At 73.3% G+C, this 20785-nt stretch carries 17 protein-coding genes; 4 read left to right on the forward strand and 13 right to left on the reverse strand.

Annotated elements, in window-relative coordinates:
• Positions 1–137 precede the first annotated feature (137 nt).
• A complete protein-coding gene (locus tag ASC77_RS19810; protein ID WP_235547844.1) occupies positions 138–755 on the forward strand; it encodes a sulfotransferase family 2 domain-containing protein in 618 nt (205 codons plus the stop codon).
• On the opposite strand, the gene ASC77_RS19815 is transcribed toward ASC77_RS19810, so the two are convergent.
• Both ASC77_RS19815 and ASC77_RS19820 read right to left on the reverse strand, forming a co-directional pair.
• On the reverse strand, positions 740–1981 hold the full coding sequence (locus tag ASC77_RS19815; protein WP_056156950.1) for a hypothetical protein: 1242 nt from the start codon (positions 1979–1981) through the stop codon (positions 740–742). The two genes, ASC77_RS19810 and ASC77_RS19815, sit on opposite strands and share 16 nt — an antisense overlap.
• The gene (locus tag ASC77_RS19820; protein ID WP_056156952.1) at positions 1978–2262 is read right to left on the reverse strand and encodes a hypothetical protein; all 285 of its coding nucleotides are present in this window, start codon (positions 2260–2262) and stop codon (positions 1978–1980) included. Before ASC77_RS19820 ends, ASC77_RS19815 begins: the two co-directional genes overlap by 4 nt.
• 87 nt (positions 2263–2349) lie before the next feature.
• On the opposite strand from ASC77_RS19820, the gene ASC77_RS19825 reads away from it, so the two are divergent.
• Positions 2350–3777 carry a bifunctional cytidylyltransferase/SDR family oxidoreductase gene (locus tag ASC77_RS19825; RefSeq protein ID WP_056156954.1) on the forward strand — a complete coding sequence of 476 codons (1428 nt, stop codon included), beginning with the start codon at positions 2350–2352 and terminating at the stop codon, positions 3775–3777.
• Positions 3778–3930: 153 nt separating this feature from the next.
• Here the strand turns inward: ASC77_RS19825 and ASC77_RS19830 are convergent, their stop codons facing one another.
• A complete protein-coding gene (locus ASC77_RS19830; protein WP_056156956.1) occupies positions 3931–7485 on the reverse strand; it encodes a CDP-glycerol glycerophosphotransferase family protein in 3555 nt (1184 codons plus the stop codon).
• A 121-nt stretch (positions 7486–7606) separates the two neighbouring features.
• Complete coding sequence (locus ASC77_RS19835) at positions 7607–9349, reverse strand: glycosyltransferase family 61 protein (protein ID WP_156391197.1); 1743 nt, start codon at positions 9347–9349, stop codon at positions 7607–7609.
• Between the two features lie 122 nt (positions 9350–9471).
• Here ASC77_RS19835 and ASC77_RS19840 point away from each other — a divergent pair, with 122 nt between their 5' ends.
• Positions 9472–12960, forward strand: coding sequence for a CDP-glycerol glycerophosphotransferase family protein (locus ASC77_RS19840; RefSeq protein ID WP_056156960.1), 3489 nt, complete (start codon positions 9472–9474; stop codon positions 12958–12960).
• 75 nt (positions 12961–13035) lie between these two features.
• Here ASC77_RS19840 and ASC77_RS19845 read toward each other — a convergent pair whose 3' ends face one another.
• The 3 genes from ASC77_RS19845 to ASC77_RS19855 are packed head-to-tail and all read right to left on the reverse strand — an operon-like array spanning position 13036 to position 15519.
• Positions 13036–13992, reverse strand: coding sequence for an ABC transporter substrate-binding protein (locus tag ASC77_RS19845; RefSeq protein ID WP_056156961.1), 957 nt, complete (start codon positions 13990–13992; stop codon positions 13036–13038).
• Positions 13993–14041: 49 nt separating this feature from the next.
• Positions 14042–14806, reverse strand: a complete 765-nt coding sequence (locus ASC77_RS19850; protein ID WP_056156964.1) for an ABC transporter permease — start codon at positions 14804–14806, stop codon at positions 14042–14044.
• Positions 14803–15519 carry an ABC transporter permease gene (locus ASC77_RS19855; RefSeq protein ID WP_200945062.1) on the reverse strand — a complete coding sequence of 239 codons (717 nt, stop codon included), beginning with the start codon at positions 15517–15519 and terminating at the stop codon, positions 14803–14805. The genes ASC77_RS19850 and ASC77_RS19855 overlap by 4 nt, the downstream gene beginning before the upstream one ends.
• 62 nt (positions 15520–15581) lie before the next feature.
• Here ASC77_RS19855 and ASC77_RS19860 point away from each other — a divergent pair, with 62 nt between their 5' ends.
• Complete coding sequence (locus ASC77_RS19860; RefSeq protein WP_056156966.1) at positions 15582–16559, forward strand: ABC transporter ATP-binding protein; 978 nt, start codon at positions 15582–15584, stop codon at positions 16557–16559.
• 76 nt (positions 16560–16635) lie between these two features.
• Here ASC77_RS19860 and ASC77_RS19865 read toward each other — a convergent pair whose 3' ends face one another.
• The 6 genes from ASC77_RS19865 to folP all read right to left on the reverse strand — a co-directional run bounded on the left by ASC77_RS19865 (position 16636) and on the right by folP (position 20735).
• Positions 16636–17718 (reverse strand): GNAT family N-acetyltransferase, encoded by a 1083-nt coding sequence (locus ASC77_RS19865; RefSeq protein ID WP_056156967.1) that lies wholly within the window; start codon positions 17716–17718, stop codon positions 16636–16638.
• Positions 17719–17802: 84 nt separating this feature from the next.
• Positions 17803–18414: a hypothetical protein gene (locus ASC77_RS19870; protein ID WP_056156969.1), complete on the reverse strand. Its 612-nt coding sequence runs from the start codon at positions 18412–18414 to the stop codon at positions 17803–17805.
• 9 nt (positions 18415–18423) lie between these two features.
• Positions 18424–18930 (reverse strand): DUF3180 domain-containing protein, encoded by a 507-nt coding sequence (locus tag ASC77_RS19875; protein ID WP_235547822.1) that lies wholly within the window; start codon positions 18928–18930, stop codon positions 18424–18426.
• A 35-nt stretch (positions 18931–18965) separates the two neighbouring features.
• Positions 18966–19535 (reverse strand): 2-amino-4-hydroxy-6-hydroxymethyldihydropteridine diphosphokinase, encoded by a 570-nt coding sequence (folK, locus tag ASC77_RS19880; protein ID WP_056156971.1) that lies wholly within the window; start codon positions 19533–19535, stop codon positions 18966–18968.
• Positions 19528–19896 (reverse strand): dihydroneopterin aldolase, encoded by a 369-nt coding sequence (gene folB / locus ASC77_RS19885; RefSeq protein WP_056156973.1) that lies wholly within the window; start codon positions 19894–19896, stop codon positions 19528–19530. Before folB ends, folK begins: the two co-directional genes overlap by 8 nt.
• Entirely contained in the window at positions 19893–20735 is an 843-nt protein-coding gene (gene folP, locus ASC77_RS19890; RefSeq protein ID WP_056156975.1) for a dihydropteroate synthase, read from the reverse strand. Before folP ends, folB begins: the two co-directional genes overlap by 4 nt.
• Positions 20736–20785 lie beyond the last annotated feature (50 nt).

Below are 20785 nucleotides of genomic sequence, written 5' to 3' on the forward strand. Positions count from 1 at the left end.
CTCGAGCGTACGCCGCGGCGAACCGTGCAGGAACGGGGTCGTCCCGTGGGGTAGGTCACAGCACAGCCGGCACCGGTAGTGTTCCGGCCGTGGTCCGCACGGACCCCCGAGGCAGAGGAGTGCGAGCGGTGCCGGTGATGATCAAGGACGACCGCGCCGTCCTCTTCATCCACGTCCCGAAGACCGGCGGGTCGTCGATCGAGCGGCTCTTCACCGACTCGGGCTGGCAGATGCACTTCCGCGGCACCCGCAAGACCGAGCCCGACCTCTTCCGCTACTACCGCTGCTCGCCCCAGCACCTCCACGCGGCGATGCTCTCCGAGCTCTTCGCGCTCGGCCGGTTCCAGCTCTCCGCGGCCATCGTGCGTGACCCGCTCGCTCGCTTCCGATCGGAGTTCGCCATGCGCCACCCCGACCTGGAGCACGGCGACGCCGAGCGGGTGCGCGTGTGGACCGACGAGGTGATGGGCCGCTACCAGCGGAACCCCTACGCTCTCGACAACCACCTGCGTCCGCAGACGGACTTCCTGCTCCCCAACACGGCGACCTACCGCCTCGAGGACGGCCTCGAGGCGATGGTCAGCGACCTCAACGCGCGCTTCGACCTCGGCCTCACCGCCGAGCTGTCGCACCGCCTGCGCAGCGGCAAGAAGGGGCTGCCGAGCTCGGCGGTCGACGTGCCGGACGACGTGGTCGCGCGGCTGCACGAGTTCTACGCCGCCGACTTCGAGCAGCTCGGCTACCCCGCGAGCTGACGCCGGACCCGGCGGCGGACCCGACCGGCCGCGGCACGGAGCAGTCGCACCCGGCCCACGCCCGCGAGCGGACGAGGGTCCGACGTCGCGGCCGGCGTACGCCGGGCCCGGAACTCGCGGACCCCGGTCTCGAGCGGTCCGGCCCTGCGGGCCGACGGCGCCGGGCGTCCGGGCGTCTCGGCGACGACCTTGGCGAGGCCGGCCGCGAACCGGGCGACCACCTCGTCGGGCACCTCGACCACGGCCGGGTTGTCCCCCACGGAGCGTGGCTCGGCCGAGGCGAGGAGGGAGAGGTCGCCGTCGACCCGCACCCCGGTGCGCTCGATGGCGGCGATCATCTCCGCGCCGATCTCGTTGGCGCGCTCGACCGCCCACGCGGGTGTCCGGATCGGCGGCTCGTCCGGCTCGGGCCGGCGGGTCATCAGGTGCCGAACCGCGCCGAAGCGGACGTAGCGGGTGTAGTCGGCCGCGGACCAGCCCCGCTCGGTCCAACCGGCGTTGAACGCCCGCAGCATGGTGACCTCGGGCAGGGTCAGGGAGCGGTTCGCGGAGGCCTCGCGAGGCTGGAGGAGACCGACCGGCAGGCCCGTCAGCTGCTCGAAGGACGTCAGGATGTCGCGCGGCCGCGCGTCGTCCACCACGACGACGACCAGCCGCTCCGGCCCGAGCGCCGAGGCCCAGGTCTCGACGAGGCGGTCGTGGCGGTGCCGGCGCCAGAAGGACGGCGTCACGTCCTGCTGCTCGGGGTGGTTGAGGACCTGGTCCAGCCAGCCCTCGTAGTCCGGGTTGCCGACGTACTTCACCATCGGCTGGTTCTGCATGTACTGCTGCCACTGCGAGGCCAGGATCCGGGTCACCGGCCGCAGCGTGATCACGACCCGGGTCTGCTCGGCGCCGAGCGCCTCGACGATCTGCGTGACCCGCGGCGCCGGGGCGTCGGAGAAGAACTCGCTGCTGACGACCGTCATCCGGGCGGTCGAGCCACGCACCTCGGCGGCCAGGTCGGCCCACCGCTCGTCGCCGGAGCCCTGCTGGCCGGTGGCGAGCTGGTTGCCGGCCGCCGCCATCGCGGCGCTCATCGGGTGGGCGAGCCCGCCGGCCCAGTGCACGCCGTGCTCGGGCAGCAGCTCGCGGGTGTCCCAGAAGGCCCGCTGCACGCTGGTCGTCCCGGTCTTGTGCGGCCCGATGTGCAGCAGCCGGGTGCCGTCCGGCAGTGCCTCGCTCATCCGTCGGCCCGCGGCGTACGACGGAGGCGCAGCGCCGCGGCGACCAGCTGGCGGGCGGACAGCTCACCGACCGTGACCTCGGGGGCCGGCGCCGGCGCCGCGACGACCGCGTGCGTGCCCTCGACCACCGCGAGGGCGACCTGCGCCGCCGCCTCGGGGTCCGAGCCGCCGGCCGCCCCGACGGCGTACTCCTCCAGACGGTCGGTCATCCCGGTGTGGTCGGCGTCGAGCCGCGCGAACTCGGCGCGGATGACCTCGCGGAGGTCGTCGGTGTCCCGCATGCGGCGAGACTAACGGGCCTCCGCCGAGTCGGCCCGACCGCACCTGCTGTGGGAAACTACGCCGGTTGCCATCCAGGAGGAGTACACGTGTCGGGACCGCAGAAGAACGTAGCCGTGCTGCTCGCAGGGGGCGTCGGCGTACGGGTCGGCCTCGACGTGCCCAAGCAGCTCATCAAGATCGCCGGGCACTCGATCATGGAGCACACGCTCGCCATCCTCGACCGGCACGCGGACGTGGACGAGATCATCGTGATGATGGCTCCTGGGCACCTCGACGCGGTGCACGCGATGGTCCGTGACGGCGGCTACGGCAAGGTCACCGCGATCCTCGAGGGCGCCGGGACCCGCAACGACACCACGCTCGCGGCGCTCGCCGCCCTCGGCGACGAGGACTGCAAGGTCCTCCTGCACGACGCCGTGCGCCCGCTGGTCAGCGCGCGCATCATCAGCGACTGCTTCGCCGCGCTCGACACGCACGACGCCGTCGACGTCGCGATCCCGTCCGCGGACACGATCATCGAGGTCGGCCCGGACAACACGATCCGCGACATCCCCCCGCGCTCCAACCTGCGCCGCGGCCAGACCCCGCAGGCGTTCAAGCTCTCGACGATCCGCGAGGCCTACCGGCACGCCGGCGAGGACCCGAACTTCGAGGCCACCGACGACTGCACCGTCGTGCTGCGCTACCTGCCCGACGTCCCGATCTGGGTCGTGCCCGGCGACGAGCGCAACATGAAGGTCACCGAGCCGATCGACATCTACCTGGCCGACAAGCTCTTCCAGCTCACCGGCAACGACGCGCCCGCGATGCGCAGCGACGACGCCATGCGCACGGCGCTCGCCGGGAAGACGATGGTCGTCTTCGGCGGCAGCTACGGCATCGGCCACGACATCGCCGAGCTCGCCGCGTCGTACGGCGCGAACGTGGCGTCGTACAGCCGCTCGACGACGCAGACCCACGTGCAGCGCCGCGAGGACATCGCGGCCGCGGCGCGCGACGCCGTCGAGCGCTTCGGCTCGGTCGACTTCGTGGTCAACACGGCCGGCGTGCTGCCGCGCGGCACGCTGGTGGAGGCGTCGGACGAGACGATCTACTCCGCGACCGACATCAACTACATCGCGCCGATCCTGATCGCACAGGAGTTCCACTCCCTGCTGCGGGAGACCTCGGGCTGCCTGCTGCTCTTCACGTCGAGCTCCTACACCCGGGGGCGCAGCGGCTACAGCCTCTACTCGTCCGCGAAGGCGGCGACGGTCAACCTGACGCAGGCGCTCGCCGACGAGTGGGCGGCCGACAAGGTCCGGGTCAACTGCATCAACCCGGAGCGGACCGGCACCCCGATGCGCACCAAGGCCTTCGGCGAGGAGCCCGCCGGCTCGCTGCTCGAGTCGACGGCCGTCGCCAAGGCCTCGCTGGAGGCGCTGGTCTCCGGCGGCACCGGGCACGTGATCGACCTGCGCCGCCTCGACCCGCTCGAGTCGCTCCGGTTGAGCGACACCGTCGCCGACCTCTGACCGACGACGGCGAGAACCCCGATGTGAGCGGCGGCCGCCGTCGGGGGTAGTCCCTGACGGAACGGTCCATCCCGGGGTCGCGCGAGGGCCATTCCGTCAGGGACTACCCCCGGGGCACCGCCCGCAGTCGGTTCCCGGACCGACGCTGCGGCCTCAGCCGAAGAAGGCCTTGACCACCTTCTGCGCCGACCGGCCGTCCTGCAGGTAGTTGTAGCGGTCGTGGAACGTCTTCATGGCGTCGGCGTACTCCTGCTGGACGCCGTCGAGGTTGCGCAGCAGCGCGATGACCTGGTCCGGGGTGTCCACCAGCGGACCGGGGGCGGACTCCTCGAACGGGTAGAGGAAGCCGCGGACGCCGCCGGTGTAGGTGGCCAGGTCGGGCACCAGGAACACCATCGGCCGGCCGGTGAGCGCGAAGTCGAAGCGCAGCGACGAGTAGTCGAGCACGGCGGCGTCGGAGGCCAGGATCAGGTCGTTGATCTCCGGGTAGTGGGTCACGTCGACCAGCTGGGCGTCGCCCTCGGGCGTGGCGCTCCGGCCGTGGAACCGGTGGCCGCGCATCAGCAGGACGTAGTCCTTGCCGAGCTTGCGGCTGGCGGCCTCGACGTCGAGGTGCAGGACCGCCTCGGCACGCCGCCAGTTCGTCGCCAGGTCGTCGCGCCAGGTCGGCGCGTAGAGGACGGCACGCTGGCCCGGCGCGATCCCGAGCCGGGCCCGGGTCTCCTCGCGGATCCGCTCCGCGTCGGGCGAGACCAGGACGTCGTCGCGGGGGTAGCCCTCGTGGTGGATGACGCCGTCGTAGCGGTACTCGCGGCGGTAGTGCTCGTCCATCTCCGGGGCCGGCGTCAGGATCATCGACCAGTCGCCGGAGGTGCGCTTCAGCTCGAGGTCGATCCGGCGCGCGGTGTACCCCTTGCCCTCCCACATCCGGATGCCCATGGACTTCGCCGGGTAGCCGTGGAAGGTCTGCAGCATCTGCTGGCCGGGGCGCAGCGCGAACCACCGGTCGGGGTCGATGTTGAGGCAGAGGTAGCGCGCGGTCGCCATCACCCGGTACCACTCACGGGAGTGCATGAGCACCGGCGTACCGCCCTCGGGCACGACGGAGGCGCCGTCGACCACGCCCCAGTGGATCGTGAGCTCGGGGTGGGTACGCCGGAGCTCGTGGTGGATCGCGAGCTGGCTGTCGGTCGCGGTGTTGCCGGTGTAGGCCTGGAGGTAGACGGCCGAGTCGTCGAGGGGCAGGTCGCAGGCCTGGTACCACTCCTGGAGTCGGGCCTGCGCCAGCTGGCCGCGGTCGTCGTCGGTGAGCGGCGGCAGCAGGATCACCCCGGCCTCGCGGCCGCTGCGGGACGCACGCATCCGGAAGCCGTCCTCGACCTGGAAGTCGAGCAGCCGGTCGAGGAGCGCCTCCCCGACCAGGGCGCGGCCCTCGTGCGGCGCCGCCTGGGGGCCGAACTCGACCCGGAAGCGGTAGCTGCCGACCGGCAGCCTGGTCTCGCCCAGGCCCCACTCGTCCCACCGGGTCGGGAACGTGATCCGGAGCGCGCCCTCCTGCCCGGCGACCGGGCCGGCGACCTGACCGTCGACGGTCACGCGGCGACGGCCGAGCCGGACGTCGTACCGGGCGGGGGTGGGACCCAGCCAGCGCGCGGTGACCTCGAGGGCGCCGCTCGTGAGCGCGACGTCCTCGACCACGAGGGTGCCCAGGGCGTCGACCACGTCGACGTCGCCGGTCTCGGAGCGGCTGAGGGCGACCGGGCCCGCACCCTCGGCGAGCCACTGCGGGGCGGCGGCGGGCCAGGCGACCCGGACCTCCGCGCCGGAGGTCGTGACGCCGACCAGGCGCAGCCGGCGCGGCGGGTCGGCCGGCCGGGGGCGGGAGAGCTCGAGCGCGAAGGAGGTGTGTCCACCGGCGGCCGCGACGCAGCGGGCCCGGGCGACCACGCCGACCTGGTCGACGGCTCGGACCTCGCTCAGCTGGTCGCTGCCCGGGTCGAGGGTGCCGCGCACGGTCGTCCCGACGACGTCCGCCTCGACCAGCTGCGGCCACGAGCCGGGTGCCGCGAGCAGGTGGAACCGGCTGGCGCTCCGACCGCGGAGGCCGATCCGCGCCCCGCCGACCAGTCGGTCGCCGAGGTGTCCGGTCTCGACCATGGCCGCGGAGGCCCGGTCGTCGATCTCACTGACGGCGCCGCGCCGGGTCACGCCGTGGGCGCGCACCTCCAGCTCGACGGACCAGGCGGTGTCGCCACCGCGCTCGGCCGCGCGCGCGGCGAGGGCCGTGGTGTCGACGGTGGCGGTGAAGGCGCCCTCGGCGTAGTCCTGGTAGCGCGAGCCCTCGAACAGGTTGGCCCGCGGGTCGGCGTAGCGCTCCACGTCGAGCTCGAGGCGCTCGCCGGTGCCGTGCTCGACCAGCCAGCCGCTCACCTGGGTGTCGGCGCCGAGGTCGAGGTGCTCGATGCGGGCGAAGCCGCGCAGCTCGATCCGCTCCGGGGCGACCCACCCGATCCGGTAGAGCACCGCCCAGAGCGGTGTCTCGGCCTCGCGCATCTCGTAGGAGCTCAGCGGCACCCCGACCGCCGGATCCTCGAAGTACGGCAGGTGCGCGAGCACGACGCCGCCGCGGACCTCGGTCGGCCGGTTCGAGCGCTCGAAGAGCCGGGCGCCGACGTAGTCCTCGAGCTCCTGCCGCTTGTCCTCCCGGACCAGCCAGAGCTTGATCCGCGAGTCCGCGCGCAGCGCCGCCCAGGCGCTCTCGCCGCCGGACGCCACGAGCTCGTCGACCACCTCGCGCAGGCGGGTCCACTGCTCGGCGGAGGCACGCTCGACGTCGCCGAGGAACGGCTGGATCGCGGCGTCGAGGGTGCCCCAGAGCCACCAGTCCAGCACGTCCGGCAGGTTCAGCGCGGCCACCGACCGCTGGGTCGCGGCGTGCTCGTCGAGCCAGTCCCCGAGCTCGGAGAGGACGTCGCGGACCGCGCCGACGCTGACGCCCTCGCGCCGACCGCTCGGGATGTAGGCGGCGTCGCGGAGCAGGTCGAAGGACGGCGCGGCGGCGTACGACGCGAGCGCGAGCTCGAGGCCCTGCTCGTCGTCCGCGTCGAAGCGGAGCCCGGAGTCGACCCAGAAGGAGCGACGGAACATCCGGTTGCCGACGCCCAGGTCGGTGATCGCGACGGGCGAGGCCGCGAGCGTGGTGCCGCGGATCTCGGTGAGGTGGGCGGCCTCGAAGGGCGACTCCACCGAGGCGTTGAGGGAGAGCGGCGGCTCGATCCGGCCGACCGCCATCGCCGAGCCGGTCTCCTCGAGCACGGTGACCAGCCGCTCGATGGCGCTGGTGGCGAGGTCGTCGCCACCGCGCGCGAACATGACGTAGCCGTTGCGGGCCCGCGCGGCGCCGGAGTTCCAGGCCGACGCGAGGTCGGCTGCGGGCGGCGCGATCCGGATCCGCCAGTCCTCCGCCGCCTGCTCGCGGGCCCCCTCGAGGGCACCCGCGGCCGCGCCGTACGGCACGACGAGGACGTCGAGGTTGCGGTGCTGCTGGCCGCGGATGGACTTGAGGCACGGGGTGACCCGGCGGGTCTCGCTGTCGCTGACGGCGACCACGATGGTGACGCGCGGACCCTCCCAGCGCCCCCGGAAGGTGCGCGTCGCCCGCCCGAGCGGTCCGCGGACACCGGCCGGAGTGGCCTTGCCTGCCCGCACGAGGACACGTTCGATGCGTTGGCGTGCGCGCACGCGGTGTCCTCCCCTTCTCCTGGCGGATCGCGGCCGATCGTATCCCGCGGACCCAGGCCGCCCGGACCACGGGCGGTCCTGCGGACGGTCAGTCGTCCAGCGCGGCCAGCACTCGGGCCAGGTAGCGACCCTCGTCCTCGACGTCGAAGGTGAAGGAGGACTGGAACTCGCCCGGGTTGTCGGCCTTCGAGATCACCGAGGTGATCGAGTGGCCCAGGACGGAGGCGATCAGGTACTCGTTGCGCGCCGAGTAGGCGTCGGAGCTGAGCATGATCATCTGCACCGGGTCGGGCGCGAAGCAGACGTTGAAGAGCCCGCTGCCCGCGAAGCCGGCGAGCACGCTGGCCGAGCGGAACATCGCGATCTGGTCGCCGAGCGGGTAGTCCTCGGGGAAGAGCACCTCGAAGCCGGCGGCGCGGAAGATCTCCTCCACCTCGTCGGTGTTGTTGCAGGCGCGCTTCTTGATGCGACGCGAGCAGAAGATCCGGTCGGGCCGGAGGTCGCCGGTGGCGTCCGCCGCGAGCGCGTCGCCCATCAGCTGCCAGGTGTCGGCGATGGCCGGGTGCACGAACTCCGGGTTCGAGAGCATCGGGCTGGGCGACAGGAGCCGCTCGACCCGCACCGGCTCCTGGATCATCACGATGTCGTCGGCCGTGATGCCCGCGGCGGCGTAGATCGTGAGCTCGTAGGACATCAGCTCGGGACGCCGGTTGGTCGCGACCAGCACCTTGAGGTCGGGCTCCAGCTCCTTGGCTCGCGGCCAGGCCCACAGGCGGGACACGGTCTCGGTCAGCAGGTGCCCGAAGTGGCCGCGCACCTCGTTGTCGAGGTGGAAGTACGTGCCCTCGAGGACCGGGAGGCCGTCGGTCGAGAACGGCAGGCGGGCGTAGCCCGGCGCCACCTCGATGGTGTGCATGTTGCGCAGCCGCTTGCGGGCGTTGTGGCGGTAGGTGTCGGGCCAGAGCACGCGGTCGTCGGCGACGATCTGGCCGGGGGCGACCACGACGCCGCGGTAGTCGCGGAGGTACGCCGGAGGCGCGTCGTACTCCGTCGGCTGGAACGCGCCGCGGGTCGGGGTGTTCTGCTGGAGGTCGCAGCGCGACGTGAAGCGCAGCCCCTCGACGGTCTCGAGGACCGAGTGGCCCAGCTCGGGGCGCTTCCGCATCACGGTGATGCCCTCGTCCTCGCGCAGCTTGGCGTGCGCCGGGCCGACCCCGTTGGTGAGCACCAGGTAGTCGCCGCGGATCTCGGTCGCCGTCAGCGCGTCCGCGAGGGCCTGCTCGTCCATGCGCCGCACCGGCACGCGCTTGCGGTCGGTGCGGACCTTCTTGCCCACCCGGGCCACCGCCCCGGTGAGCAACGGCTCCAGCCCACTGGGCTCGCCGGTCGGGGGAGCGTCGTCCTCCGCGCGGGGCGCGTCTGGCGCCGCACCGGCGATGGCCAGGTGCCCGCCGGCCGACAGCTGGTTGAACAGCTCCTGGAAGCGGCCCAGCCGCCCCTGAGGGGTGCCGACGAGGTCGAGCGCCAGGTCGAACGGCCCGGCGAGCGTGACGCCGAGGTGCCGGCGGGAGGCGCTGGCCTCGGCCGGGACGACCTTGACGGCGGCGCCCGGGAAGCGGGACCGCAGGGCACGGGCCAGCGGCTTCGCGCCCGGTCCGGCGATGATCACGATGCGCGGCGCGGCCCGATCGCCCACCAGGTCGGTCGCCAGCGCCAGCAGCTCCTCGTCCACGACCACGGCAGGGCGCTCGACGACCTCCGGCTGCCGCTGCAGCCTCCGCCGTACGCGTCCGGCGAAGGCCCGGAGCCCACCACCCTGTCCTGCCGCCACGCCGTTCCTCGCTCCCGCTCGCGCCTCCCGTGCTGCCGCCCGGGATCGGCGGCCCAGCCTAGGGCACGACGCGCCGGGCACTAGGCTGCCGGCGTACTCGCCCGGACGCTCAGAACAGGCCGATGAACGACCCAGCTGCCCGCCGCCGCCTGACCGGCGTCTTCCGCGGCCGGACCCGGTCGCGCGACGTCGACGCGGAGCCGGCAGCCCCGGCCAGCCCGTCGGAGCCACCGGCCGCCCCGGTCCTGAGCGTCGTCGTCCCGGTCTACAACGTCGCGCCGTTCCTCGCCGAGTGCCTGGACAGCGTCCTCGGCCAGTCGCTGGTCGACCTCGAGGTGATCGCCGTCGACGACGGGTCGACCGACGACAGCCCGCAGATCCTCGAGCGGTACGCCGCCGCGGACGACCGCTTGCGCGTGATCCGGCAGGCGAACGGCGGCCTGGGCAGCGCGCGCAACACCGGCCTGGGGGCGGCCCGGGGCGAGTTCCTCACCTTCTGCGACTCCGACGACACCGTCCCGACGCGGGCCTTCGAGCTCATGGTGCGGACCCTGCGGCGGTCCGGCTCGGACCTCGTGGTCGGCGCGGCCCGCCGGTTCAAGCACGGCCGGATGCGCCAGGTGGCGTGGGGCTCGACGGTGCACGAGTTCGACCGGATCGCGACCACCATCGACGAGTTCCCCGAGGCGATCCAGGACATCGTCGCGTGCAACCGGATGTTCCGGACCGAGTTCTGGCGCAGCCGGATCGGCGACTTCAGCGAGGGCATCGCCTACGAGGACCACGTCCCGATGCTCGCTGCCTACCTGCGCGCGGAGCGCTTCGACGTGCTGTCGAACGTCACCTACCACTGGCGCATCCGTGAGGACCACAGCAGCATCGGGCAGCAGAAGGCGCTCCTCCAGAACCTCCGCGACCGGGTCGCGGTGAAGGAGGAGGCCTACGACCTGCTCCAGGCTGAGGCCAGCGCGGCGACGTACGACGCGTGGGTCGGGCGGTGCCTCGACATCGACTTCCGCCCGTTCCTCGCCCATGCCCTCACCGGGACGGCCGAGTACCGCTCACTGATGGCGGCGACGTACCGCACCTTCCTGGACCGGGCCTCGGAGCGCGCCCTGCGGGCGGTCCGCCACGACCGGCTGGTGCGGGCGTGGCTGTGCGCAGGCGAGCACTGGGAGGCGCTGGCCGAGGCCGAGGCGGCCTTCGCCGGCGACCGGCACACCATCGTCCGCGTCGACGGCGCCCGGATGTCGGCCGTGCCGGACCTGCCGGCGTCGGTGGTCGCGCTGGTGCCGGAGTCGGCCTGGGAGCTCACGGCGTCCGAGACGGCGCTCCGAGCCGCCCTCCGCTCGGTCCGGCTCGACGAGGGTGCCGTGGTGGTGGCCGGCTACGCCCTGGTGCCCGGCCTGGCAGGACCGGGTGTGCTGACGGCGACGCTCGTGCGCACCGAGGGCGCCGGGAGCGTCGCGCTGACGGTGACGCCGGCGACCGACCCGGCCATCGACGACTGGGCGGAGGACCCCGCGGTGAGTCATGCCGCCGCCGGCTTCGCCGCCGTGGCCCCGCTGGCGGACCTGGTCCCGACCGACGGGGCGCCCGCGACCTGGCGGCTGCGGCTGCGGCTCGAGCAGGGCGAGATCGTGCGGGAGGCCGGCGTCCATGTCGCCGTCGACGGCTCGGGCGCCGACCGGCCGCGGCAGGCCGTCGTGGAGCTCGACGGGGGGCCGGTGCGGGTCGAGCCGCGCTGGGAGTCCGGGGGCGGCTTCGAGGTCACCGTGCTGCCGGCCGCGGTCGTGGTGGAGGAGCTGCTCCCACCGACCGACGGTGTGCTGCGCGGACGCCTCCGGACCGCTGATCCCGCCGGCACGAAGGTGGCGGCGCGGGGACCGAGCGGCGCCGTCTCGACGATGGCGGGCGACGACGGCAACTTCGCGATCGGCATCGACGGCGAGGCCGGACCGTCCTGGGTCCTGCGGGCCCGCGTCCCGGGAGGACGCATGCAGCCGCTGCTCTGGCCGGCCGGGGCGGACCCGGTCGGTCCCGACGCGCCGGGGGGCGCGGCGTGGCGCCCGACCCCGGACGGCCGGGTGGAGGCCGTCCTCGACGGTCGGAGCCTGCTGGTGGAGCGGATCGACCTGGAGGACGGATCGCTTGTCGTGCGGCTGCGCACCGCGGGCCTGACGGAGGACGACCTGGCCACGGTCGCCCTCACCGGTCGGCACGCCGACCTCCCCGGCACGACCATCGCCCGCGGACCCGGCTCCGCGACGGTGCGGTTCGATCTCGGCGCGACCGCGCAGCCCGGCGGCTACGCGGTCGTCGTACACACCGGCGACGGGCTCGAGCTCGAGGCCCGGGCCGACGAGGCGCTGGCCGCGGCCGCACCGTGGTCGCACGCGACGCCCGGGCACCGGGCCACCGTCCGCCTGCGTCAGGACCAGGTGGTCGCCGTACGCCTCGAGGCGCCGCTCGACGACGAGGAGCGCTCCCCCGCGTTCCGGCACGCGCGTCAGCTCGCGCACCGGCGCCGTGACGTGCTCACGCCGCCTGGTGCGACGTCGGTGCTACTCGAGGGCGGGGACCCGGACGCCCGCACCGCCCTGACCGCCGCCCTGACCGCCGCCCGTCCCGAGGTCTCGTGCGCCTGGTCGGACCCCGACCGCCTCGCCACGCCGCCGGGCGCCGGCGAGCTGTTGCAGCACAGCCGCGGTTGGTACGACGCCCTCGACCGCGCGCCGGTCATCTGGGCCGGCGACGACCTGCCCGACTTCTTCGTCAAGGCGCCGTGGCAGCGCACCGCCCAGCTGTTCCCGGGGTTCCCGGTGCGCCCCGTCGGTCGCAGCGCCTGGCAGGCCCGCGGGATGAGCGAGCACGCCGTCCAGCTCGAGATCGCGCGCCGGCGGCGCCAGTGGGACGTCCTGGTCGCCCCGAGCGAGGACGTCGCCGACATCTACCGACGCGAGTACGAGTACGACGGACGCGTGCTGGTCACCGGCCTCCCCCGCACCGACGACCTCGTGACCCGGGACCCGGAGGTCGTGCGGAGGGGGGTCCTCGGGCGCCTCGGCGTCCCGGTCGACCGGGTCGTGGTCCTGCACGTCCGCTCGCAGCGCGACCGTGCCACCCGCGCCGCGCTCCTGAGGGCGGGCGCCACGGACGAGCTCGACGTCGCGGGGCTGGCCCGCGGTCTCGGGCCGGGCCACGTCATCCTCACGGTCGGCGTCCCGCACACGCCCAGCGACGACGACGAGGCAGCGACGGTGGTCGACGTCAGCGCCCACCGGTCCCTCAACGACCTGCTGCTCACCGCCGACGTCGCGGTCCTCGACTACACCGACCGGCGCTTCGACTGGGCGCTGACCGCGAAGCCCGCGATCTTCCACGTGCCGGACCACGACGCCTACCTGGCCGCTGTGCCGGCGCCCATCGACTTCGACGCGACCACCCACGGCCCGCACCTGGTCGACACCGACAGCGTCGTCGACGCCGTCCGCGACCGCGACCGCGTCGGCGCGACGTACGCCGCAGCCACGGCGGAGCTCAACCGGACCTTCAACGCGCTCCACGACGGACGGGCCGCCGAGCGGGTCGTCGCAGCACTCCTCGAGTAGCCCCGCCTCGGTCCGGGCCGCACGCGACGAGGCCGGCCCGGATGGTCCCGGGCCGGCCTCGTCGTCAGCGGTTCGTCAGAGCAGACCGGCGCTGTCGAGGTAGCTGTGCGCGACCTCCTCGGGCGTCTTCCGGTCCACGGCCACCTCGCCGTTGAGCGTGGTGAGGTCCTCGGTCGTCAGCTTGGCCATCAGGCCGTTGAGGACGTCGGCGACGTCCGGGTGCTGCTCGAGGAAGGCGCTGCTGACGGCCGGCACCAGGTTCTGCGCCGGCTGGATCTGCATGTCGTCCTCGAGCACGACCAGGCCCTGGGACTCCAGGGTGCCGTCGGTGGTGCTGGTCTCGCCGAGCTGGGCCTCGCCCTTGATCACCGACTGGTAGGTCTGGTCGCTCGCGTAGCCGAGCGGCAGCACCTTGGTGACGTCGATGCCGTACTGGTCGGAGAGGCCGCCCTCGCAGTCGAGCCGGCCCTCGCAGTCGGGGGCGGCGGCCAGGACGACCGACTTGCCCTTCAGGTCGGAGAGCTTGGTGACGCCCTCGGACTCCGAGTAGTCCTTCGTCACGAAGAACGCGTTGGTGTCCGTGGCGGCCGACTGGTCGAGGAGCGTGATCTTGGCCGCGTCGAGCAGGTCGGCACCCTGGGTGGCCAGCTCGGCGCCGTCACCGGCGGTGAACGGCTTGGCCTTGGCGCCGTTCTCGCGCGAGTTCAGGAAGTTGACGATGCCGCCGACGTACTCCGGCACGACGTCGATGCTGTCCGGGAACGTCGCCATGTAGGCGTCGCGGGTGTCGACCAGCTTGACGTCGGGCTGGTAGCCGGCGTTGGTCAGCAGCTCCTCGTACATGGCCGCGACCAGCGCGGCCTCCGGGAAGGACTGGCCGGAGATGCTGATCGGACCCTTGTCGGCCGCGGCCGACGAGGAGTCGTCCGCGCCGGGGCTGTCGGACCCTTCGGACAGGTCGGAGCCGGCACAGCCAGCGAGGAAGAGGGAGCCGACGGCGAGGGCCGCGGCCAGGGAACGTCGTACGTGCATGTGCTTCACCTTCTGTGTCCCGCGGTTCGGCCGCGCGTGTCCGGTCGAGCTAGTGGCCGACGGCGTCGACCTCCTCGGCAACCATAGGGCGGGTCGCCGACATTCCCCGATGACGTTTTGGTGACGGTTCCCGGGGCACCGGGTCGAGCCGTCGCTGGGCGAACGCGGCGAACGCCTCGAGCACCAGGGCGACCACCGCGACCACGATCGCGCCGGCGATGCCCTTGCCGTAGTTGGTGCGGTAGAAGCCGTCGGTGATGACCCGGCCGAGCCCGGGACCGGCGACCAGGGCCGCGATGGTCGCGGTCGCCCAGACCTGCACCAGGGCCAGGCGGATGCCCGACATGACGAGCGCCGCGGCGAGGGGGAGCTCGACCCGCCAGAACTTCTGGCCACCCGTCATCCCCATCCCGTCGGCCGCCTGGCGCACGGACGGCGAGACCTCGCGGATCGCGACGTTGGCGGAGGTGATGATCGGCGGGAGCGCGAAGAGGGTCAGGGCGATGATCGTCGCGAGCCCCGCGCGGCCGTAGGGCCCGAACTCCCGCGTGCCCGGCCAGTCCGCGACGACCAGGAGCGCCAGGAGGGCGAACGTGGGGACGGCGCGGCCGATGTTCGAGATGTTGATCGCCAGCAGCCCGCCGCGGCCGAGGTGGCCGAGACCCAGCGCGATCGGCAGCCCGATCGCCATCGCGAGCAGCAGCGCCGTCAGCGTCAGGAGCAGCTGCTGCTCCATCAGGTGCAGCATCCCGTCCTCGCCGGTCCAGCTCGACGCGGTCGTGAGGTAGTCCCACGCATCGGTGACCACGGTCATGTCGTCTCCCCCCGTCCGTGGGTCCACGGGGTGAGCAGCCACTGGGACCCGACGATCAGCAGGTCGAGGACGACGGCCAGCCCGACGCAGATGATCGAGGCGGTCATCAGCTCGGCGCGGAAGTTGGTGCGGACGCCGTCGTTGATCAGGTTGCCCAGACCGCCGTACGACACGAGCGTGCCGACCGTGGTGAGCGCGACCGTCGACACGGTGGCGACCCGCAGGCCGGCCATCATCACCGGCAGCGCCAGCGGGAGCTCGACGCGGAACAGCCGCCGCGTCGTGCCGTACCCCAGGCCGGTCGCGGACTCGCGCACGTCGGCGGGGACCGAGCGCAGGCCCTCGAGGATGCTGCGGACCAGGATCGTGAGCGCGTAGAGCGAGAGCCCGATGACCACGGTGGTCGCCGACAGCCCCGTGAACGGCACCAGCAGCGGGAGCAGCGCGAGCGAGGGGATCGTGTAGACGGCGGTCGAGAGGCCGAGGATGAGCGCCTCGAGCCGCGGTAGCCGACGCGCCACCAGCGCGAGCGGGAACGCGATGAGCACGCTGACCACGACCGCGATCACCGTGATCTGGATGTGCTGGACGGTCGCGTCGACGATCTCGGGCTTGCGGTCCTGGACGTACTGCCAGCAGAACCACTCGTTGGTCAGCCGGCTGTAGCAGCTCGGCGCGTCGGCCGCAGCCACCGCCGCCACGAGTAGGGTCACCGCATGGACGCTACCTCCTCGACGGGCTGCCCCCAGGTATGACAGAGCCGGCGACTGAGCCCATGATCCGGCTGTCGCGTGTCGGCAAGACGTACGACGACGGCACCGTCGCCGTCCAGGAGCTGGACCTCGAGATCCAGCGCGGCGAGCTGGTCTGCCTGGTCGGTCCGTCGGGCTGCGGCAAGTCGACGACGCTGAAGATGATCAACCGGCTGATCGAGCCCACGACCGGCACGATCGAGATCGACGGCGACGACGTCACGCACCAGGACCCCGTGAAGCTGCGCCGCAGCATCGGCTACGTGATCCAGCAGGTCGGGCTCTTCCCGCACCAGAAGATCCTGGCCAACGTGATGACGGTGCCGCTGCTGTACGGCGAGTCGAGGTCGGTCGCCCGCGATCGCGCTCGCGAGCTGCTCGACCTCGTCGGGCTCGACCCGACGACGTACGCCGACCGCTACCCGCACCAGCTGTCCGGTGGCCAGCAGCAGCGGGTCGGCGTGGCGCGGGCGCTGGCCGCGAACCCGCCGGTGCTGCTGATGGACGAGCCGTTCGGCGCGGTCGACCCGGTGGTCCGCACCCGCCTGCAGGACGAGTTCCTCCGCCTCCAGGACGAGGTCGGCGTGACGGTCGTCTTCGTGACCCACGACATCGACGAGGCGGTCCGGCTCGGGGACCGGGTCGCGGTCTTCGCGAGCGGCGGCCGGCTCGCGCAGTTCGACACCCCGGCCCGGGTGCTCGGGCGACCCTCCGACGAGTTCGTCGCGGAGTTCGTCGGCTCGACGTCCGGCCTCCGGCGGCTGACGGTCACGCCCCTGGACCCCGCCCACATCGAGCCCCTCGACGGCGTCCGCACCGGCGACCTCGGCGCCACCGTCGGCACTGACATCTCGCTGGGCGAGGCCCTCGCCGTACTCCTCCGCGAGGACCGGGGCGTCGTGGGCGTGCAGGACGGCGCGCAGTTCGTCGGCGTCCTGACCCCCAACGGCGTGCACCGCGCCCTGCGCGCCGCGCTCGCGGAGATGGCGACGGAGGGGTAGTCCCTGACGATTCGGCCCGTGGGAGCGTGACCGGAGGACCGTTCCGTCAGGGACTACCCCGACGGTCGGGCGGTGGTCAGTCGATCGGGACGTCGCGGTGCCAGGACTCGGTGACGTACTTCGTCGCCCAGTCCATCGAGGTGTAGAGACCGGCAGCACCGGTCGGCGAGTCGGCGTCGACCTCGAGACCGACGCGGTCGCGCCCGCGGGACGCGGCGTCCGCGATGATGGTGCGCAGCAGGCCCTTGGCCACACCGCGCCCGCGCGCCGCCTCGAGCACGCCGAGGTAGGAGACGTACGACCCGTCCGGGCCGTTCGTCGACTCCGAGACCGTGCCGATGAGCGCACCGACGGGCTGCGGCTCGTCGCCGTCGACGAGCTCGGCGAGCCACCAGTGGTCCCAGCGGTGGCCGGGGTCCTCCCGGAGCCGGAAGAGGAACTCCTCGAAGGTCTCCTCGCTGGAGTTGAAGTGGTCGACGAACGCGCCCTCGAGCACGTCGTGGACCCCGCGCAGGTCGTCCTCGTCGGGCAGCCCGGCGCCGGTGCGCCCGACCAGGCGTACGACGACCCCGTCGGCCTCCCAGCGGTCCGGGGAGTCGACCAGGTCGGCCTCGTCGGGGGTCACCGGCCGGCTCATCTGCCACCAGGTGCGCACCCGCTCGAAGCCGGCCCCCGACAGCCATCGGGCCTGGCGCTCGTCGCCCTGGAACGCGCCGGTGTCGATCTGCTGCGTGGTCAGGCCGCGAGCGGCCCCCACGGCGCGGGCCTGCGCCTCCGCCCACTCGACGAGGAGGTCGGAGCAACGGTCGGCGACGTCGTCGGGCAGGTCCCGCTGCACGACGTGCACGAAGAGCATCCGGCCGACCGAGCGGTCGTGGACGCTGCCCCACGCGTGGATGTCGCCGTCCTCGTCACGGACCACGACGTTCTCGCGCATCCGCAGCCCGTGCTCGGACACCTCGACGAGCACGTCGTCGACGCCGGCGCCGGCCCAGCCGCGGCCGTGCCGCTCGTGGGCGCGCAGCAGGTGGGTCAGGCGCGCGACGTCGAAGCGGTCGGCGGGGTCGGGGGTGCCGACAGTCCAGCCCCGCGGCAGGCCGGAGACGGCCCCCAGGGCCGCGTCGGGGTCACTCTCGAACCGGTTCTCGTCGGGGATCACAGTCGTCCATCCTCCCCCGTCCGGCGCAGCGTGAACCGGCCGGGGACCCCGGGAGACCCCGTGACGTTCGACTCAGCGTTCAGCTCAGGCGCGACGGCGTGCGGTGGCCTCGGCGGAGCGCCAGGCCTGGGTGACGGTCTCGAGCTCCGCGCGGACGACGTCCAGCTCCTGCTCGAGCTCGACGACCCGGACGACGGCCTCCGCCGCCCGCTCCTCGGCGTCGGCGAGCCGCGCGCCCAGCCGCTCCTCGACGTCGCGGCCCTGGCGCTCGGCGGCCTCGGCCCGACGGGCCTCCGCGTTGAGCTTGCGGGTGGCCTCCGCAGCCCGCTGCTGGGCCGACGTGAGAGCGACCTCGAGCTCGCCGACGGCGGCCTCACGGTGCGCCAGCTTCTGCTGCATGGACTCGGCGAACGCGGCGTTCTCCGCCGTGCGCTCGTCGGTGAGGCGGCGGTAGGCCTGGGCCTGCTCCGCCCGGTCCCGGGCGGCGTCGTGCCGCGCGGTGACCAGCTCGGTGTGGGTGATCTTGGTGGCGGCGGCTCCGAGGAGCACAGCGGCCGCTGCGGCGAGCGTGACGAGGAGCCACGAGCCGCTCACGATCGCGCCCAGCACCGTGACGGCGGCGAGCGCGAGCAGGACGACGGCGACGGTCAGGCGCGTGCTGCGCTGGCGACGCCGGGTGGAGCGAGGGGAAGCCATGGGAGCAGGCTAGGCGTCCTCGGGGTCGGATCGGACGCGACACGCTCGCTCGAGGAGCAGCGCCGTGATGACGATCGCCACGCCCGCGAGGCCCGCGACGACCGATCGCCACATCCGCTGGTCGCCCAGCTCGGTGTCGACGCCCACCCAGCTGAGGGCGTAGCCGAAGTAGCCGCCGGCCACCAGCGCGCCCACGAGGGCGCACGCGCGGGCCAGCACCAGCCGGTTGACGGCCTGGTGCGGCTCGAGGCGGTGGTGCTGCACGTGCACCGCCCGCCAGGTGACGTACGCCGTGGCGCCGAGGATCGCCGCCACGAGGACGAGCGCGAGCGGCTGGGCCCAGGTGACGATGGGGGCGGTGTCCCGCACCCGTTCGGCCAGCGGGTGCAGCAGCCAGCCGCCGACCAGGCCGATGACCGCCCACCCGGTCAGCGCTCCGGGCGAGGTGGGCCGGAGACGACCCGGCTGGACCGTCTCCCGCTCCTCGTCCTCCGGGCCGGCGGGGCCGTCGATCACCGCGGAGTCACTTCCGGTGGGTCACGTCGGGAGCGTCACTGGATCTCGAGGACGAGGTCCTCGCGGACCTTGATGCCGGTCTGGTCGGCCGCGTCGAGCAGGTCGGCGACGGCGCCGCGGTCGGGCAGCGCCGCGTCGGGCTCGAGGTCCAGCCACGGCCGCAGCACGAACGCGCGCTCGTGGGCGCGCGGGTGCGGGAGGCGGAGCGACTCCTCGTCGCTGCGGCGGTCGCCGACGACGATCAGGTCGACGTCGAGGGTGCGGGGCGCGTTGCGCACCTCGCTCCGCTCGCGCTCGAAGGCGTCCTCGATCGCCAGCGCCCGGTCCATCAGGCGCGACGCGGCGAGCGTGGTGTCGATCAGCACGACGGCGTTGAGGTAGTTCTTGGCCTCGGGAGGGCAGTCGACCGGCTCGGTCTCGTAGACCGGGGAGACCCCGGTGATCCACACGTCCGGCGTGTCCGCGAGCGCGTTGACGGCGCCCTGGAGGCTGGCCATCCGCTCCCCGAGGTTCGACCCGAGCGCGAGGACGGCGCGGCGGATGGGTCGCATCTCGCCGGTCAGCGTGTCGGTGTCGATGATGTGGGGGTTCGGGGTCTCAGTCACGGGGGCCCTTCCGGGTGATCGTCAGCGCGACGTCCGAGAACGTCGCGTCGATGGGCGCGTCCGGCTTGTGGACCGTCACCCGAGCCCATTCAACACGGTCGCCCAAGAGGCAGACGTCCGCGATCCGCTGGGCCAGGGTCTCGATCAGGTCGACCGGATCTCTCTCCACGGCGGCTTTCACCGAGGCCACGAGACTTCCGTAGTCGACCGTGTCCCGCAAGTCGTCGCTCGCCGCAGCAGGCGCGGTGTCGATGCCCAGCACGAGGTCGATCACGAAGATCTGGCCCTCGCGCTTCTCGAACTCGAACACCCCGTGGTGCCCGTAGCACTCGATGCCGAGCACGGCCAGCTCGTCAGTCATCGCGGCCCCTCCCCCTCTCGATCCGGCACAGTCAGTCGCTCGAGCACCCGGAGGGCGTCCTTCGCGGCCAGTACGTCGTGCACCCGCAGCCCCCACACGCCGTCCTGGGCGAGCAGCACCGTGAGTGCCGTGTTGGCGTGCTCCCGGTCGCCCACCGGGCGTGGGGACCCGCCGGAGGCCAGGAGCGTACCGAGGAACGACTTGCGGCTGGCACCCACCAGCAGCGGGAACCCGAGCGAGCCGATGGGGCCGAGGTCGCGCAACAGCTGCCAGTTGTGCTCGGGACGCTTCGCGAAGCCGAGGCCGGGGTCGAGGACGATCCGCTCCGGCTCGATCCCGGCCGCGAGCATGGCGTCGACGCGCGCGGACAGCTCGTCGCGCACCGCGGTCACGACGCCGCCTGGGCCGTCGTACACGGCGAAGTCGCGCATGTGGTCGGCGTGCGCGCGCCAGTGCATGGCGACGTACGTGCACCCGGCGGCTGCCACGACGTCGTACATCCGCGGGTCGGCGAGGCCGCCCGAGACGTCGTTGACGATCGCGGCGCCCGCCGCGATCGCCGCCTCGGCGACCTCGGAGCGCATCGTGTCGACCGAGACCGTCGCTCCGCCGCCCGCGAGCTCGGCGATGACGGGCACCACCCGGCCGAGCTCCTCCTCGACCAGCGGCCGCGTGGCCCCGGGGCGGGTGGACTCGCCGCCGATGTCGAGGATGTCGGCCCCCTGGGCCAGCAGGTCGCGGCCGTGGGCGATGGCCGCATCGGGCGCGAACCAGCGGCCGCCGTCGGAGAACGAGTCGGGCGTGACGTTGACGACGCCCATCAGCCGCGGCAGGTCCATGGCCCGAACGTAGCGTGCGCCGTCACCACGGGTGTGACCGCGCCGTGCAC

Origin of the sequence: Nocardioides sp. Root1257, from assembly GCF_001425175.1 — a bacterium.
Classification (GTDB): Bacteria; Actinomycetota; Actinomycetes; order Propionibacteriales; family Nocardioidaceae; genus Nocardioides.

Bases quoted from the DNA above. Each gene is read 5' to 3' on its own strand.
- ASC77_RS19810 (WP_235547844.1), top strand. From the start codon at position 138: ATGATCAAGGACGACCGCGCCGTCCTCTTCATCCACGTCCCGAAGACC.
- ASC77_RS19815 (WP_056156950.1), bottom strand. From the start codon at position 1,981: ATGAGCGAGGCACTGCCGGACGGCACCCGGCTGCTGCACATCGGGCCG.
- ASC77_RS19820 (WP_056156952.1), bottom strand. From the start codon at position 2,262: ATGCGGGACACCGACGACCTCCGCGAGGTCATCCGCGCCGAGTTCGCG.
- ASC77_RS19840 (WP_056156960.1), top strand. From the start codon at position 9,472: ATGAACGACCCAGCTGCCCGCCGCCGCCTGACCGGCGTCTTCCGCGGC.
- ASC77_RS19845 (WP_056156961.1), bottom strand. From the start codon at position 13,992: ATGCACGTACGACGTTCCCTGGCCGCGGCCCTCGCCGTCGGCTCCCTC.
- ASC77_RS19850 (WP_056156964.1), bottom strand. From the start codon at position 14,806: ATGACCGTGGTCACCGATGCGTGGGACTACCTCACGACCGCGTCGAGC.
- ASC77_RS19860 (WP_056156966.1), top strand. From the start codon at position 15,582: ATGATCCGGCTGTCGCGTGTCGGCAAGACGTACGACGACGGCACCGTC.
- ASC77_RS19870 (WP_056156969.1), bottom strand. From the start codon at position 18,414: ATGGCTTCCCCTCGCTCCACCCGGCGTCGCCAGCGCAGCACGCGCCTG.
- folB (WP_056156973.1), bottom strand. From the start codon at position 19,896: ATGACTGACGAGCTGGCCGTGCTCGGCATCGAGTGCTACGGGCACCAC.
- folP (WP_056156975.1), bottom strand. From the start codon at position 20,735: ATGGACCTGCCGCGGCTGATGGGCGTCGTCAACGTCACGCCCGACTCG.